12 protein-coding genes and 2 pseudogenes are annotated in these 16,275 nt (G+C 64.4%); 1 reads left to right on the top strand and 13 read right to left on the bottom strand.

Going from position 1 to position 16,275, the window contains the following annotated elements; genetic code table 11:
* Positions 1-86: 86 nt before the first annotated feature.
* The 7 genes and pseudogenes from AC5Y47_RS25330 to AC5Y47_RS25300 form a co-directional block, all read right to left on the bottom strand.
* The gene (locus AC5Y47_RS25330; protein WP_499947003.1) at positions 87-599 is read right to left on the bottom strand and encodes a hypothetical protein; all 513 of its coding nucleotides are present in this window, start codon (positions 597-599) and stop codon (positions 87-89) included.
* Complete coding sequence (locus tag AC5Y47_RS25325; RefSeq protein WP_499947002.1) at positions 596-1,714, bottom strand: hypothetical protein; 1,119 nt, start codon at positions 1,712-1,714, stop codon at positions 596-598. The genes AC5Y47_RS25330 and AC5Y47_RS25325 overlap by 4 nt, the downstream gene beginning before the upstream one ends.
* Positions 1,715-1,777: 63 nt before the next feature.
* On the bottom strand, positions 1,778-2,086 hold the full coding sequence (locus AC5Y47_RS25320; protein ID WP_499947001.1) for a hypothetical protein: 309 nt from the start codon (positions 2,084-2,086) through the stop codon (positions 1,778-1,780).
* Between the two features lie 836 nt (positions 2,087-2,922).
* Positions 2,923-3,081: pseudogene (locus AC5Y47_RS25315) on the bottom strand (ATP-binding protein); the annotation flags it as partial.
* Between the two features lie 91 nt (positions 3,082-3,172).
* The gene (gene istB, locus AC5Y47_RS25310) at positions 3,173-3,964 is read right to left on the bottom strand and encodes an IS21-like element helper ATPase IstB (protein WP_499947000.1); all 792 of its coding nucleotides are present in this window, start codon (positions 3,962-3,964) and stop codon (positions 3,173-3,175) included.
* A gap of 26 nt (positions 3,965-3,990) precedes the next feature.
* A complete protein-coding gene (istA, locus tag AC5Y47_RS25305) occupies positions 3,991-5,598 on the bottom strand; it encodes an IS21 family transposase (protein WP_499946999.1) in 1,608 nt (535 codons plus the stop codon).
* Positions 5,576-6,043 carry a MarR family winged helix-turn-helix transcriptional regulator gene (locus tag AC5Y47_RS25300; protein WP_499946998.1) on the bottom strand — a complete coding sequence of 156 codons (468 nt, stop codon included), beginning with the start codon at positions 6,041-6,043 and terminating at the stop codon, positions 5,576-5,578. The genes istA (AC5Y47_RS25305) and AC5Y47_RS25300 overlap by 23 nt, the downstream gene beginning before the upstream one ends.
* Before the next feature lie 70 nt (positions 6,044-6,113).
* Here AC5Y47_RS25300 and AC5Y47_RS25295 point away from each other — a divergent pair, with 70 nt between their 5' ends.
* Positions 6,114-7,286: a macrolide family glycosyltransferase gene (locus tag AC5Y47_RS25295; protein ID WP_499946997.1), complete on the top strand. Its 1,173-nt coding sequence runs from the start codon at positions 6,114-6,116 to the stop codon at positions 7,284-7,286.
* Positions 7,287-7,631: 345 nt separating this feature from the next.
* On the opposite strand, the gene AC5Y47_RS25290 is transcribed toward AC5Y47_RS25295, so the two are convergent.
* The 6 genes and pseudogenes from AC5Y47_RS25290 to mobF all read right to left on the bottom strand — a co-directional run.
* On the bottom strand, positions 7,632-9,236 hold the full coding sequence (locus tag AC5Y47_RS25290) for a sodium bicarbonate transporter family protein (protein ID WP_499946996.1): 1,605 nt from the start codon (positions 9,234-9,236) through the stop codon (positions 7,632-7,634).
* A gap of 451 nt (positions 9,237-9,687) precedes the next feature.
* Entirely contained in the window at positions 9,688-10,341 is a 654-nt protein-coding gene (locus tag AC5Y47_RS25285; protein WP_499946995.1) for a DUF4352 domain-containing protein, read from the bottom strand.
* 109 nt (positions 10,342-10,450) lie between these two features.
* A pseudogene (gene istB, locus AC5Y47_RS25280) lies at positions 10,451-11,250 on the bottom strand (IS21-like element helper ATPase IstB).
* Positions 11,247-12,776, bottom strand: a complete 1,530-nt coding sequence (gene istA, locus AC5Y47_RS25275; RefSeq protein ID WP_499946994.1) for an IS21 family transposase — start codon at positions 12,774-12,776, stop codon at positions 11,247-11,249. The pseudogene istB (AC5Y47_RS25280) and the gene istA (AC5Y47_RS25275) overlap by 4 nt, the downstream one beginning before the upstream one ends.
* A 410-nt stretch (positions 12,777-13,186) precedes the next feature.
* A complete protein-coding gene (locus AC5Y47_RS25270) occupies positions 13,187-13,507 on the bottom strand; it encodes a WhiB family transcriptional regulator (protein WP_499946993.1) in 321 nt (106 codons plus the stop codon).
* A 234-nt stretch (positions 13,508-13,741) separates the two neighbouring features.
* Positions 13,742-16,275 (bottom strand): MobF family relaxase (gene mobF / locus AC5Y47_RS25265; RefSeq protein ID WP_499946992.1); only part of this gene is annotated, 2,534 nt, incomplete at its 5' end.

Here is a 16,275-nt window from a genome sequence, read left to right as displayed (position 1 = left end):
CGCGACCTGGCGTTATAGGCGGCGGAGGTGGTTTCCTTCCGCCTGTCTCGTTTCTTTACAAACGAGACACCGAGAACATTGTGAGCTCACCTAGGCGAGCGCCGAGTGGTAGTGGCGGGGTGCTCGAGTCTCCATTGCACGAAGACCTGTCCCGGTTTGCAGTCAGGGATTGCTGAGACATGGCGTCGTGCTGGGGTGCCGGAATCGAAATACGGTATGTCGTCGCCGGCTACCCACGCTTGCAGTTTCACGCCACCTCTAAACGCCTGTACACACTCGGCGGGAACAGTGCCGGGGGTATATGTCAGTGGCGACTGCTGAATCCCGTTCGGGTAGTAGCGCTGAAGGTAGTTCCGCCACTGATCGTTAGGCATCAGGAAGTCGATGCTGTAAGCGTAGCTTTCGGTGCCGCCGCCGAGTCCTTTAGTGACATCGGTGGCCGAGGCGGGCACGGCGACTTTAAGCGCGAGTTCGGGATTAGCCCAGTCATCGTTCTGGATGTGCAGGTCTTTCTTGCTGCAGCTCGTGCCCGTACCAACGACGAAAACCACTGCCAGAGCAAGCAAGGCCCGCAGTGCGCGGACGTGCACGGTCGTCACCGGGAGTGACTCCATTGCGGTGAGGAGGTCCCGGTCGTATCGAAGGTTCGTGCCCATCCCGCACGATTGAGGTCATTGAGCATGCCCAGCTTCCCGCGGGCATCGAAGTTGTAGTAGTCATAGACCGTTGTCTGCGCGGCGATGGTGTAGGTGCCTTGATCTGAGGGCATCGCGACCCCGCTGGTCTGATAGGTAAACGTGCCGAGAGTGAAAAACCAGTCGGGGTGAGTTTCCCAGTCCGGGGTGTAGGAGCCGGTGTAACCGCTTTGGAACGCAATCGGTCCGGTGTAGCCGGCGGGCATGACCGCGCGGGCACGCTCGACCGCCCGGCCGGACAAGGAATTGGCGGCCGCCTGAAAACCTGGTAAATCACCGAACATGGCATCGACCGACACGCTCGCTTGGGTCCCGGTGTTATCGAAAAAGTGCCGCAGCAGGCGGTTGAAATTTTCCATCCCTTTGTTTGAGCCGAAAGAACCGCCCTCTTCCCAAAAAGCGCGCACCGCTTGCATTTTGACTTGATCGGTCAGATCAGGTCTCCAGGTCCGCCACTGCTCGTCGCCCGAACCATCGCGGTCTGCCCGCTCTCGCGCAGAACCCGGCCCAGTCGTCGGTAACTCCCGCGGCGGCGGCAAGTGCGGGGTGAAAGGCCGCTCAGCATCGCTGACCCCCATCAAGGCGTTGGTCACCTGCCAGTCATACATCTGTGCCGCAGCCTCCGCACTGAGCAGCAGCATTCGCAAGGTGTCTTCCAAGGTGGCCCGTCGCGTCTGAATGTTCTCGTCATAGGCCTCGACATCGGTACGGATGGTGACCACGCCATAGTCGCTGATGGCGAACAATCGTTGATTTTCGGCATTGTCGACTATTTCTAGAATCGCCTCACGCAACAAACCCAACTGCTGAGCGGCGGTGTCCAACACACCGGAGGCATTAGTCCAACGGCGCGCTTTTTCCTGCATCGAAGAGGCGTGATCCTTGGCCCGCACCGTCGCAGCATCGCGCGCTTCCCCAGCCCAATCGCTGCCGATCCCGCCCAAACCGTCGATGATCCGTAACGCGCTTTGACTGATGTCGGTAGCCCCCAGGCGCAGTCGAACCGCTGTCGCCGTCAAATCCCCTAGCGTCCATTCCCGGACCTGGCTGACACTGGGACCCATCAGCGCGCTGATCGCTGCTTAGTGCGCAGACGGTCGTGGGGCGTCACCGGCATCCTGGCGCTCGAAGGCATCAATCGCCCCCAGCACCGCATCCCCGAAACCATCCAAATCACCTGTGAGCAAATGCATCTCGTCGTTCTGTGTACCGGCATGAGCAACGAGTCCGGAGTTGAGGACAGTGCCCTCACACGCGCTCGCGCCGGACAAAAACAACTCGCGAATCCGGAGGGCAGCTAACGTGTCCGAGACGTCATAGACAACCTTGGCGAACCCGCGCACCCGGTCAGGGTCAAGCCGAAAATCCCGGTGATGCCGCTGTTCAACCATCGCCATCTTCCTTCGCTTCAAGCAACGCCAGCCAAAGCCGAGCCTAGCGAACACCGGTGACCAGACACCGGGTGTTGGCCGCCCACCACACCCCGGAATCAACAGATACAACCACGCTCAGCCGGGGGCCAGACGCCGCCCGAGGGCGGTGACGCATCAGAACCGGTGATCACCGTCACCCCGATCAGCCAGCTGCCTCGAACGCGGTGCGGCCTGATCCACCCGACTACCAACCGAAGACAAATCAGCTACCGCGCTGCGAATGCCCGGCAACGTCTCGGCGCGCACAACCGTGCAACCACTGGCCGAATGGTTCCAAAAGAGACAGCAACCGAGACGTCTGAATTCTCTATAAACGAGACAGCATAGAAATGCGTATGGCGGGTAAGAGGTCATCTGTGAAGACGCCGTGCTGTATTGGCGTGCATCCGCGACTATTAGACGGCACGCCACCGACAGTTCTCGATGACCTGTGCGCTGAAGCGGCCCGGCTGTGCCTGGACTGTCAGGCAATCGTTCTGCGAGCACAGGAAGTTGTCACTCGGAGCCAGCAGCTTATAGCGCACTCCGAACAACGGCGTCAACAGCGTTCACTGTGGATGAGACGCGCTGCGGCCGATCGAGACAGGATCTCATCACTCTCGTTGCTTTAGAAACGAGACAACCTGGATATCGACACCGCTGACACCTCCCGTCGCGGTTCAGGCTTTCGACCAGGCGGGCACTCCTCGCGCCCAGATCGCCCGCACCCCCGGCATCTTCCGATCCAGCGTCTACCGTAGCCTCGTCATGCCCAGCGAAAATCATCTGCCTGGCAATGTGTCGCCTGCCAGGGTGATGGGCTCGTAGAAGTCGCTGGTTTTGGTGGTTTCCAGGCGGTGGAGCGCCAGATCATCAATGATCAGCAGCTCGACGCGGTGCAGTTTTCGCATCTCGTCTTCGTAGGTGCCGTCCAGGCGTGCCCCGCGTAGGCGTTTGAATAACGTGTCGGCCCTGGCTTTGGTCGTCAATCTTGACGTCGGTTGTTCGCGAATTCTGACGTCACTGCGGTCGTCTGCGGCATCGGTGTGTTCGTGAATGTTGACGTCACTTGTCGGTGTTGTCGCGGTTGCGCAGGGTGTGGGCGAGGCGGTAGGAGTCGGTGCCGGTTTCGAGGATGTTGCCGCCGAAGGTGAGGCGATCGACGATGGCGGCGCACAGTCGCGGGTCGGTAAAGGTCTTTGTCCAGCCGCTGAACGCCTCGTTGCTCGCGATGCCCACGGAGGCCTTTTCCTCGCGTTCGGTGAGCACCTGGAAGAGCAGCTCTGCGCCTCGCTTGTCCAGGGCCATATAGCCAAGTTCGTCAATGCAGAGCAAGTCAACCCGGCCATAGCGGGCGATCGTCTTGGTCAGCGTCATTTCGTCGGCGGCTTCGACGAGTTCGTTAACGAGCTTGGCGGCCAGGGTGTATTTGACCCGGAAGCCAGCCATGGCGGCCTCGGTCCCCAAGGCGATGAGCAGATGACTCTTGCCGGTGCCGGAGTCACCGATGAGGCAGAGGGGCTGGCCTTTGCGAACCCAGTCGCAGGTGGCCAGGGTGTTGATGACGGCGGGGTCAACATTCGGGTTGGCAGCGTAATCGAAAGTGCGAAGCGACTTTTCACGCGGGAACGCCGCAGCCCGGATACGGCGTTCGGAGCGCCGGCGGGCGCGGTCATCGCATTCGGCGAGCAGCAGCTCAGCTAGGAAGGCGCGGTAGGACTGTTGTTGGCGGGCGGCGGTGTCGGCGGTCTCTGGGAAATGCTGCCGGATGGTGGGCAGCCGGAGCATGCGGCAGGCCTGGTCGATAGCGGCGTCGGCGGCTTGTTCGGTCAGTCCGCGGCGAGCTGGTGTACTCATCTCGGTGAGGCCTTTCGTTTGATGTTCTACGGGTTGTTGTGCCGGAGAAGCTGGTCATAGGCGGTCACTGACGGCGGCGGCCGCGTGTCGACCGGCAGATGGGTCAAGCGGCGCTGGGTCAGCGACGCCACCGACATCACGTCAGGGGGCGACGGCTCGATGCTCGCAGTGACGCCTTGGGCGGCGTCAGCGGCCTTACGGGATTCCAGGGCGACGGCGTCGGCGGTCAGTGCCCCGGCGTGTAGTGCTGCGGTGATGCCGGCCACGACGTGGCGGTGGTCGGTATGGCGGTGCAGCAGAAGGACTTCGATGAGTGCGCGGGTTCCTTCGGTGTCACCGTGGGCCTTGCAGGCAGCTGCCCACCACGCGTCGTGGGCGGTGGTGAAGATGCCCGCGGCGCGGGCCTGCTCCAGCGCGGTCGCCCCGGGGAAAGCACCGGGTTTGCGGATGAAGGCCTCCAGGTAGTGGTCCAGGTCCAGGCAGGCGCCACCCTTGGTCAGCATTCGTTCGTGGGTGGCCACGAGGGTCCGGCCGTCGTAGACGGTCAGGTCGGAGGCGTTGAGCAGTACGCGGACTTGGCGTCCGATGAGCCGAGAAGGCACGGAGTACCTATTGGTGCGCACGGTGATCTGGGCGTAGCGGTCCACCCGCGGTGTCAGCCACAGCCCGGTCTCGAACGGCTCGACGGGTAGGGGTTTGAGGAGTTGGCGTTCCGCGCTGAAGGATTCGGCGACGGTGTGGGCGCGGTGCCCGATCCGGCGGTGATCGTCGTCGCGGTCGTAGTCGTCGATGAGTTCGTTGAGTTCGCGCAGCGATGCGACCTCGGGTACGGGCACGAGGTGATTGCGCCGGAACCATCCGATGTCGCCTTCCACACCGCCTTTTTCGTGAGCCCCGGTGATTCCTGGCTGGCAGTAGAACGCGTCGAGGTCAAAGTGTGAGCGAAACGCCACCCAGCGGTCGGTTTCGACGCGTTGGCGGGAGAACCCGATCAATTGGGCCACAGCGGCTTTGAGATTGTCGTAGCGAACCTTGCCGGCGGGTACCCCACCGAGTACCTGGAAGGCGTGCACGTGGCCCTCGAAGAAGGCTTCCTGCCCGCCGGTTGCCGACGCTCGGTGAACAGCCTTGCCCGAGTAGGACATTCGCAATGAGAACAGGTGGCAGGTGACGAGTTGGCCGCGCAGGCGGACACCGATTTCGCCGAAATCCACTTCGGCTTCCCGGCCGGGCAGGTGCGTCTGCGGGACGAATACCCCGGGCACGCCGCGGCCGCATTCGATGCTGATCTCTGGCCGTCGTGTGGCCACGTAGGCCCGCACCACCGGGTAGGACACGTCGTCCATGCCGTGCTCGGTGCGCAGCCGGTCGAAAATCCTTGTGACGGTGTGACGTTGCTTGCGCGGTGCGTCGAGGTCGGCGCGCAGGATGTCGTCGATGACGGGTTTGAACGCGTCGAGTTTCGACACCCGGGTCGGGTAGGCGGCGCGCTGCGGCGGCCACGCCGACGCTACCGCCGCCTGCACCGTGCGCCACCCGACACCATGTTTGCGCTGAATCTCGCGACCGGATACGCCCGCGCGGGCGTCGCGGCGGATCGCCGCGTACAACTCAACTCGGGCGTTCCGAGACATCAGCGCCGGCGAAATTGGCCATCGCGGTGATCACCCGGGTCAGGTAGGTGCCGACCGCCTGCTGGGCGGACTCATCCAGGCTGTCGCTGATCGTGGTGAGCGCCTCCACGAGCGGGCCGATCGCGGCCTGCGAACGGGCAGCGGTGGCCTCGGTGACCTCCAGAACGACTCTGCGGCGATCCGAAGGGTCCCGGCGGCGGCGGATGTAACCGGCGCGTTCGAGCCGATCCGCCAGCACCGTGGCCGACGCCGAGGACATTCCCAGCCGCCGGCCCAACTCCGCCGGCCCCGCTGGTGGCAGCCCCACCAGGTGATGCAATGCCGCTAAATCGTTGAGCGGCAACATAAGTTCGCGGGCCATCAGCGCGTTGATGGGGCCTGCTAGCCGGACGACCTGACCGACCAGGCCCGCCAAATCGGTCCGGGTGGCGCTCGCACCGGTCATTGCATCATCCTTAGCTGTGTAATGTAACTAGACGTGTCTAGGTAAATCTATCGGAAATGGATGCGCTGCGATGCATGTTCTGTTCACCACCCCGCCGGCACCCGGGCATGTGTATCCGACGCTGCCACTGGTTGAGGAACTCACCGACCACGGGCATCGCGTCACCTACATCAGCGGCAGATCGCTGGCATCCGAACTGCACCTGGCTGGAGCGGCGGTCGTTGATCTGGGCTGGGAACCCAACACCAGCACCCTGGCCGCCACCGGCTTCACCGCCGAGACCCTCAGCGCCGACCTACGCGCGTTCCTGGCTGCGGCTCGAACCCTCACCCCGCACCTGCTCGACGTGCTCGCCGCCGACCCTCCCGACGTGGTGTGCACGGACAGTGTTCCCCTCGGACCACTGCTCACCGGCATCTTCGAGGTGCCGATGGTCTCGCTGGTCCCGACCTTGGCGACCAACACCGTGTTCACCCCGGCCGAGCTGATCGACGGATTCACCCCGAACCATCCGGGCATGGGGCGCTACTTCGGGGAACTCACCGACTGGTTCACCTCCTACAGCCAGCCCGTCCCCAACGGGCACGACACCGGCAGCACGCCTGCGTCACCGTCGCTCGTGTTCGTGCCACGGGAGTTTCAGATCGCCGCAGACACCTTCAACGACAGCTGTCACTTCATCGGCCCATCAGTACCGCAGCGCGCCCGCCAGATACCGCACTGGCAACCCCCGCCAGGTAACGCACCGCTGCTCTTGGTGTCTTTGGGAACCGCGTTCAACAACCAACCAGACTTCTTCACCTCGTGCGCAGACATGTTCGCCGACAGCATGTTTCACGTCGTGATGGCCATCGGTGATCATCTTGATCCCGCCGCACTGGGCATGCTGCCACCCAACATCGAAATCCACCGCCGGGCACCCCAACTCGCGGTTCTACGCCACGCGGCGGCGTTCATCACCCACGCCGGGATGGGCTCGGTCATGGAAGCGCTCTACCACCAGGTGCCCACCATCGCCGTTCCTCAAGTCCGCGAACAGGCCGTCAACGCCGGCCGCATCGACCAACTCGGCCTCGGGGTGCGCGTCCCCTCGGCCACGGCCCATCAACTTCGGGATGTGGCCGAGCGCGTCGTCGCCGACCCAAACATCCGTGCCAACCTCGACGCCATGAAGAACGCCATCGACCAAGCCGGCGGTGCGGCCACCGGCGCCGACATCATCGAGACCGCCGGGACGCGGTAAGTCCACATCCCGAGCCGGACATTGAGCACCCGGCCGACCCGAGCTCGCCGGCCCAATCACCAACGGCGATGTCACGTCACTCCCTTGGGCCTGACTCCAACATTCACGAACAATCAATCACCCACGTTTCGCACCGACGCCACCATTCACGAACAAACGACGTCGAGATTGGTGCTCATAGCCACGGCCCGTTCGGTGTGCACGCTGTGATGGCGGCGGAAAGCCCAGTAGGCCGCTGAAGTCGGGCGTGTATCCCGTCTTCAAGCCCAACACGTGTAATACCAATCCTACGTCGGCTCAGTCTTTTGGACTGCAGCATCAGGACGTTTTGCATCACCTCGAAGCTTAGGGCCGGAAGTCCCCCATGCTCTCGTCGTCGGCCTGCTCATCGGCGTCGAGCAAGGCCAGATGCTCTGCCTGGAACCACCTGTTGAGCAGAAGTCGCAACGGCACCAGCATCGCGATGAATAAGGGGAACAAGATCCCCACCGGGCTGCTCTTGAGGATCCACAACACCACCAGACAAAGAACCTGCACCAAGGTGAAGACGTGGATGACTTTCCAGGGAACATGACGAACGTAATGGGTGTTGGGGTACAGATTGCGGTCCGTCAACCACAATTTCAACCGCGCATAGAAGTCCGTCCCGTTGAGGGTGGCGAAACCCATGAACAGGAACAGGCCGAAAAGTACCTCGATCGGAACTTTCTTGATCACCGGCAACATGAAAATTGAGGCAGCGATCAGCAAATGAATCGCGAGCGGGGAGACTCGATTTTCTCGGACAGCTAGAATTCGCTCCGCACCGGAGTCGTCGTCTTCAGACTGGTTTGCGCCAAATCCCTGCGACACATACGTCTCGACGGGTCGTTTGGTGGTCGCCAGACTCTTGACGTGGTTGAGGGAATGGACCGTGGCCGCCACGATCCAGGGCAAACCGAACACCGAGCACACCGCCGTGATGACGGCGACGACAGCCAGGTCCAGGTGATAGCCCCCACCTTTTCGGAGGGCATGCGACGGGCTGTTGACCAGACGAGTCGTAATGTTCTGATCGAGAAATAGCAGAACCGTGACGAGGATTGCCGGCCCGAGGCAAGCGAGGATCAGCCAGACGGGCACCGAGAACATGTCGACGAGCCAGGGCCGGCCGGTAGTGGTGCCAAAATGGTCGGGAATGGCCACGTCCGCCACCTTGACCTCCGGCAACGCCAAAGCGAAGATCGTCATCAGCGCGATGGCGATGGTGGGTCCGAAATCTGCCACGAATTCACGGAACCTGCGCTGGATATACCTGGTCTGCAGGAAAGTCTTGAAGTTGCGGGCCAACAGAAATGTCCCCAGTGCCAGCACCACGGTCATCAGGGCGGTCGCGTCGTTGCGCGATGACGCGGTGAAGGGCGACACCACGGAGCGCGCCGCTTCGACGATGAAAATGACGGCGATGAGGACGGCGAAGATCTCGTCGACGAAGCGGGTGAAGAACCTCATCAGCGTGCTGGCATCGGTGACCGCGAGGACGAGCATGAGAACGCCCGACCAAACTCCTACCCAGGCGTAGACCGGTAAAAAGGGAAGATCGAAACGCCGGCACATCGTGTACAGCAGGCCGGTGAAGATGACGATGGGGCCGGTGCCGCCCAAAATTGTCAGGGGTTGAGCGGACAGGAGCGCGAACAGGATTCCGCCGAAGGCGGTTGCCACAATCATTTCCACGATGCCGATCTCACCGTCGGTCATGACACTGGTGAGGCCACCGAAGGCAATAGCATTCGCAAGGCAGGCGAAAAAAAGAAAACTGACAGATGCTACGGCTTTCGAATGCAGCCCGTCCTTGAAGTCGCTCGTGTAGAAAGGCAGCTTTCGCTGCACGTCCGCCCAAAGACCGCCGCCCAATCGGCCGGTGTAGGTCAGGAGGCCGACCTCGTGCGCTTGTGGGGCGTCCGACACGCTGCTCCGTCTGCTTGACACGGATCAACCTTCCAGCCGAAACACACTCGGCCCGCTCCGGGCCAAGCTGCCGACCAGACTTTCCGGCGCACCTATTGCAAACATGCCGTGCCGGGCTGGCGAAAAGCAACCCCAGACGGGGCGCTCATCGAGTACTCATAGGCCACCGGACCACCAGAAGTTGGTGACGCTGCACTCAACGAAGTCCCAGCGAACCGCGAATCTGATTGGGGTGGAACCGATTCCTACGACCAGACCACTCTTACAAGGTGATCTCTAGGTTGAGCATGGGACCAGTTGGTCTTCCGGCTATGGGCCATGTGATGGTGACTTATGGAGTCGTTGCCGGACAATCCGACGCAGTCGGAGGGGCCCGGCTTTGGCTTTTGGCGTTGTCGGTACGACTGGCCTTCGACGATAAGTTCGTAGGCCGCTGATTGCCTGGCGCGCCCTACTGAAGCTTGACCTTGGCGCCCCCGCTAAACGCCGAATCATGAAGCTCCACGGTGGAATATGTGGTACCAGGTGGGACGTCAAAAGGCACTTGAGTCGTGATCGTGAACCCCGGATTCATGTCAAGAATCATCGAGGTGTCGTCGTTGATCGACAAGGCGGTTGAGGAATCAGCCGCGTATTCCTTTCCCCCGCTATCGATCAACTTCTGGTTTTGCACGAAAAACGACTGCGGTTCGTTGCCGATATTCCGCACAGTCATCGTGATAATGACAAACTCCCCCCGCGGCTTGGAAGTGCCTTCCCGGGTCGAGGTGCGAACGTTGGTCACGGTGAACGCGAACTTGCCGTCACGCACTTCTTGTCCCACCCCCGGTGTGGTGTCGGCTCTACTCGGCGGGGCACCGCCGCTGCTACCCGTACTAGTGGTGGTTTTGTCGCTGCCGGCGCTCCCTACGACCGCGACCAGCGCCGTACACCCGCCGAAAAACAGCACCACCACCGCCAGCAAGATCCACGGCCATACCGGCCGCTTGGCCTTGAGCACAGTCGGCAGCGGAGCAGTCGCAGTCCACTGACTGCCGTCCCAATAACGGGTGCCAGGCACGCCGGAAGGATCCGGGTACCAACCTGGTGGGGTGGCGTGCGTCATAGTCCACGCACCCTACCGGGACGTCGGAAAACCGCGCAGGCGATTGACGGTTGCGTTTCGTCAAGTGATCTGGCCCCACTGCCGTCGTGAATTTTGGCCCCACCGTGTGTCAGGTGCCGCGTTTGTTGCGGTTTGTCGTCTTGCTGGTGCGGAGTCGGTAGGAGTTGGTCCCGGTCTCGATGATGTGGGCGTTAAAGGTGATGCGGTCGACGATGGCGGCGACCAGGCGAGGGTCGGGGAACACGGTGCCCCACTCACTGAACGGGAGGTTGGTCGCGATCGCCACCGAGGCGCGTTCTTCGCGTTCGGTGATGATCTGAAACAGCAATTCCGCTCCGCGGGAGTCGATTTGGACGTATCCGAGTTCATCGAGGCAAAGCAGATCCAAGCGTCCGTAGCGGGCCACGACGCGGGAAAGGACACGTTCGTCGGCGGCTTCGACGAGTTCGTTGACCAGCTGGGCGGTGGTGACGTAGCGGACTCGGCGTCCCTGTTCGCAAGCCGCGAGGCCAAGCCCGATGAGCAGGTGGGTTTTGCCGGTGCCGGAGTCGCCGAGCAGCACGACGGGCTCGCCGGCGTCCATGTAGTGCCCGGCGGCGAGCTGCCCCAGCGTTGCGGGTGCGAACCGGGGACGGCGTCGATGTTGAACTCCGCCAACCGTTTCACTCTGGGGAACTTGGCCTCGTTGACACGGCGAGCTCGTCGTCGTTCGGTACGGTCGTCGACCTCTGCGGCCAGGACTTCGGCCAGATAGCGAAGATGGGTATGGTGCTGCCGTGCGGCGATCTCGGCCAACCGAGCGGCCTCGGTGCGCACCGTCGGCAGGTGCAACTCACGGGCCGCAGCCCCGATCGAGGCCTGAGCGGCGGCATCGGTGGCTCCGTTGCCGGTGGTGGTTGTCGTGGTCATGATTCGCTTCCGGTCAGCAGGTCGTCGTAATCGGTCAACGACGGAGCGGGACGGTCGTAGCGGGCCAGCGCACCGATCGGGACCACCGGCGCGATCGCCGTCGTATCGCGGCGAGCATCGATGAGCACCGCCTCGGGGTCCAGGCACCCCGAGGCCACGGCCCGGTCCATCGCGGCGATCAACGCCGCGGCGGCCATCGTGCGGTGCGCCAACAAGACGATGATCAGGGCGCGGGTTCCGGCGGCGTCACCGCGCGCGGTGCGAGCAGCGTCCCAGTAGGCCTGGTGGCTGGCGGTGAACACCCCGCGCGCCTTGGCCTGCGCCAGCGCGGTCGCTCCGGGCAGCGCACCAGGCTTGGTCGCCAGCACCTCCAGGTAGTGATCCAGGCACAACACCTCGACGTAGCGTCCGACCGCCCGGTCGTGACGCGCCACGATCCGCGGCCCGTCGTAGACCTCGACACCCCGAGCACTCAAACGGACCGGCAGCCGTCGCCCGGCGTAACGTGCCGGCACGGAGTAAAAGCACTGCCGCACAGACACTCTGGCACGATTATTGATACGGGCGGTCAGCAGACGGGCGCAGTCGAACGCCTCGGCCGGCAGCCCCATCAACGAGTCATGCTCGGCGGCGAACGCCGCACCGACGGTGATCGGACGCCCGGTGATCACCCGGTCGTCGTCAAGACAGTCGGCCGCGGCGATCAGGGCGTTGAGTTCGGCCAGTGAGGCCACCGCCGGGACCGGGACGAGGTGGCGGCGCCGGAAACGTCCGATCTCACCCTCCACCCCACCCTTCTCATGGGCGCCCTCCAGGCCCGGACGGCAGAAAAACGAATCGAACCCGTAGTGGCTGCGCAGGGCGATGAACCGTTCGGACTCGGCCCGGTCGCGGCCCTTGAGCACCCGCACCACGGCGGGTTTGAGGTTGTCGTAGCGGATCCGCCCCGGCACGCCACCGAAATGCTCGAAGGCCAGCACGTGACCCTCCAGGAACGCCTCCTGGGCCTGGGTGGCAAACGCGACGTGAAAGGCCTTGCCCGAGTGCGACAATCGCATCACGAACATCCAGCACTTCACCACCAGCCCGGCGATGGTGGCGAAGAACTCACCGAAGTCGACCTCGGCTTCGGCACCGGCCTCGTGGGTCTGCGGCACCGACACCTCATTCTCGACCAGTCCGAGCTGCCCTCGGCGCAGCGCGACGTAGCGCGACACCGTCACCTCCGAGCACGCCGCCCCGTGCTCAGCGACCAGACGCTGCCAGATCCGCCGCGCGGTATGACGCTGCTTGCGCGGCGCCTCCTGATCGGCGCGCAGCCAGGCGTCGATCACCGTCACCCACGGATCGATCGCCGGACGCGGACGCGCCGGATAGGCCTTGCGCGGCGGCGGTACCGCGTCATCGAGGGCTTGGCGCACTGTCCGGCGATGCGTGCCGTGCCGGTCTGCCAACTCGCGGATCGACAGGCCCTCAACCCGCCGATCTCTCCTGATCTTCTCGAACAACTCCACGCGTGACCGCATCCTGACCGACCCTCCCTGACCGCGACCGCCAGGAACGACGGGCGACAGGAACGATCTGAACGAGGGTGGGGCCAACATTGGTGACGACACACCGCCCCACCCGGCCAGCCGTGATCACCACCCCGGTGGGGCCAACATTCGTGAAGAACAACGGCCAAAGTGGGGCCAAGTCAGGTGACCACACTCAGACGGTCGACGGACCGTAGCGCAAAGCAACTTCTTAACCGCTTACAGCACTCATAAGCTCGCCCGCAGCTACCGGCGCGCTATGTCATCTACGGCGCCGAGCGCGATGAACCTCGCGTTTTCTGCTCCCATGACCACGACGGAATGACCCGCCTCTGACCTTTGGCTCGTTGCGCGGCAACCGCTCTCGGCGTAGGTGCGCTTAAAACGCAACTCCACAAAGATCAGTTCCGGGAGCCGCGGGGGCGGCCGCGTCGGCGCGGGGCAACCTGATAGCCACCACGTTCGGCCAGCACCCGCAGGCGGCGCAGCGCGAAGTCGCGGGCGCGCTGCCCGGATTCGGGTATTATCACCCCGGCCCACAGCCCCTGCACGTTGGTGGCCTGATAGGCCTGCTGGGCGCACCATCCCCGGCGCGGGCAGGCCACACACAGCGCGACGGCTTGGGTGTCGGGCTGGGTAGTGGTCCAGCGCTCCGGGTCCGCGGTGCAGCGGGGCACACACCCCTCCAACAGTGCCGAGTATGAGGTTGCTGCCGCAGCCATCCGCCGTCCCCTTACCGCGTGTGCCACACCCATCTGGTGCGACATCCCCCACTATCTGGCACTAGCGTACTAAAGAAAGGGCTCCTAGCTGGGCCGATCGGCCCACGCCGTCACCAACAACGATCCGACGCGCGCCGGGTTCGCCCCGCTCTAGGCGCATTCCGCCAGAAAGCCCACCCATTACTTCCCGGAAACTCTCTTTTTAGCTAGGCACGATCACCGCAGCCGATCCCGCTACAGTTCCAGCCCGTAGCTTCGGTCGCGTTGGTGCGCGCGGGTGCGGTGTAGGTGCTGTTGGGCCCAGCGGCGTTGGTCGAGGATGATGTCGAGGCGTTGGTTGTGCCAGGCGCGGTAGGCGCGCTGGCGGGCCTGGCGGGCACGGTCGCGGCTAATCAGCAGTCCGCGCACGACATCAGGCAGCTGGCGGGGGTCGGCGGTGGCGGCGATGTGGTGGGCGCTGGGGGCTGGGGTGTCGCGGTGGGCGATCACCGCGCGCACGAGCTGGACGGCGTCGGCGGTGGTGCCGCGGCGCAGCACATGCACTCCCAGTTGGTCGCGGTGTTCGTGGGCGGTCTCGGTGGCGTGGCGTTCGTAGAGGTAGGCGGTGTTGGACTCCCGGCCGCGGGTCATCGCCACATACAGCAACGCCCGGCTGGTGCGCTCTCCCATTACCGCGTGGGTGGTGTCGGCGGTGACCCCTTGCGCCGAATGCACGGTGACCGCATACCCATGGGTCACCTGCTGGTGCAAATACTCCCCGGAGAAAGCGGCGCGGGCGCCGTCGCTGAGCCGGCGGGCGGCGATGCGGTCACCGGCGGGATCGACGGCCAGGACCTGCCAGCGTTGCCCGTTGCGTACCGGGGCATCCCCGCATCGGGTGTTATCCGCGGCGGCCAACACCGTGATGTCGCCGGTGTTGCGGCGGGTCAGGATCAGATCCCCCACCGCGAGCTGGTGCCCGCGCGCCGCAGTCACGGTGGGGGCGGCTTGGGCGTGCGGGTCGCGGGCGCCGAGACGGTCATCGTGCAGTCGCCGGTTGAGCGCGTCGGCGATCTCGGTGGTGTCACACACCAACAGCGCATCCCGACCGGCGGCGACGTCGGCGCGGTACGCCTCAAGGGCGTCGGTGGCCATGGCGATCGGGTCCCCACAGTGCAGCCGGCTATGGCCGGCGTACCAGTTCACCGCGCGCCGTAGCGGGGCGGGCCCGCCCTCCCGCAACGCCAGCGAGGCGGCACGCTCGGCCGGATCGCTCATCCGCCACACCTCAGAGAGGGTTTGGGTCCAGGGCAGATCCGCACAGAGTTGGTCGAACATCCCCCCGGGCGCTTTGACAGGGCTGAGTTGGTGGGCATCGCCGACCAACACCGTCTTGGCGCCGGCCGTAGTGGTCGCGGTGAGCAGCGCCCGTAGTTCGGTGGTGCCGACCATCGCGGCCTCATCGAGGATCACCAGGGTGTGCTGATCCAGCCGCAGCGTTTCGTCACGTAACGCCTTTAGCGCGGCGGCGACGGTCATCCCGGTATCGCCGGCGCCTTCGCGGACCGCGACGTCGACGGCTTTGCCGGTCGGGGCGATCACCAGCACCCGTTTCCCGGAGTGGCGGGCCCCGATCCGCAGCGCCCGCATGGAGGTGGTTTTCCCGGCCCCCGCCGGCGCCGAGAGCGGGCAGACCAGCCACGGCAACCAGGCAATGTTCTCCACCGCGCGGGCTTGATCCGACGACAGCCCGACCACATCTAGATCCCGCAACCCGTAGAGCTCCGCGCGCTCATCGCAGGCATCAACCAACTCGAGCAGCCGGGCCTCGGTAGCCAAGATCTTGTCCAGGGTGAACCGCGCCGATCCTTCCCGCTGATGCGCCGCCCGCGGCCCCGAAATCCGCATCCCCAACTGCTCGACCGAGGCCTCGATCAGCTGCCGCGGCGAGCGCGCATCACCGTCGACATCGACCGGCAGTTGCGCGCCGAGCAGCTCCACCAAATCCGCGCGCGTCAGCACCGCCTTGCCCCGCGCTTCGGCCGCCTCGACCAGCCGGGCGCGCGACCACACCCCGCGCCCCGCCGCCGCCACACGGGCCTGACTCGCTGCCTGATGCGCGGCGCGATCAATCGTCCAACCGCGCGGATCCTCGCGCCACAACCGGCGCAATTCCGCCCACGCCAGCTGCTCAGGTTTACCCGGGCGGGTCGCTTTCTGCGCGGCCGCCAACTGCGCCGCGCTCGGCCCCACCGCTGGGTCAACCACGACCAGATTCTTGGCCGCCCACGCCCGCAACGCACTAGCGCGCTGCGACCACGCCGTAATACTTCCCGGGTCGATCGCGGCGACCTCGGCCATCCCGGTTGCGGGGTCGATCGGGGACCATTCCACCCCGATCGCGCGGTGCAACTCCCGGCGCAGCGTGGCCTGATAAATCACCCCCGCCGCCCGCGCCTCGTGAAACAACGACGTCCCATCGAGTGACACCAGTTTTCCGTCCGCGCGGGCCTGGCGGTTGGGCACGATCACATGGGTATGCAGATGCGGATCCCCCGCCCGCGACGTCTCATGCTGATACGCCACCGCCACGATTCCGGGCAGCCGCACCAAATCTTTTTGCCCCGTATCTGAGTTGTGCACCCGGGTGTAGCCGGCATGCTCGGCCAGGTACTCCAACGCCTCGCCCAGGGCCGCGGTGTGGGCGACCACCACCGCCTTCTGCGTCACCTCATTGGGGTGCAACGCCCGCAACAACGACACCGACTTCGGGGCGCAAAACGTCAAAT

The organism is Mycobacterium sp. NGS22 (assembly GCF_059813095.1).
The sequence above is the reverse complement of the archived record's forward strand: the minus strand, read 5'-3'. Positions and strand labels throughout refer to the sequence as shown.

What these genes read in the sequence shown, in the direction of transcription:
- istA (WP_499946999.1), bottom strand. Translation starts at nt 5,598, where the DNA reads ATGTCTCGGAACGCCCGAGTTGAGTTGTACGCGGCGATCCGCCGCGAC.
- AC5Y47_RS25320 (WP_499947001.1), bottom strand. Translation starts at nt 2,086, where the DNA reads ATGGTTGAACAGCGGCATCACCGGGATTTTCGGCTTGACCCTGACCGG.
- AC5Y47_RS25270 (WP_499946993.1), bottom strand. Translation starts at nt 13,507, where the DNA reads ATGGCTGCGGCAGCAACCTCATACTCGGCACTGTTGGAGGGGTGTGTG.
- AC5Y47_RS25300 (WP_499946998.1), bottom strand. Translation starts at nt 6,043, where the DNA reads ATGACCGGTGCGAGCGCCACCCGGACCGATTTGGCGGGCCTGGTCGGT.
- AC5Y47_RS25285 (WP_499946995.1), bottom strand. Translation starts at nt 10,341, where the DNA reads ATGACGCACGCCACCCCACCAGGTTGGTACCCGGATCCTTCCGGCGTG.
- istB (WP_499947000.1), bottom strand. Translation starts at nt 3,964, where the DNA reads ATGAGTACACCAGCTCGCCGCGGACTGACCGAACAAGCCGCCGACGCC.
- AC5Y47_RS25295 (WP_499946997.1), top strand. Translation starts at nt 6,114, where the DNA reads ATGCATGTTCTGTTCACCACCCCGCCGGCACCCGGGCATGTGTATCCG.
- istA (WP_499946994.1), bottom strand. Translation starts at nt 12,776, where the DNA reads ATGCGGTCACGCGTGGAGTTGTTCGAGAAGATCAGGAGAGATCGGCGG.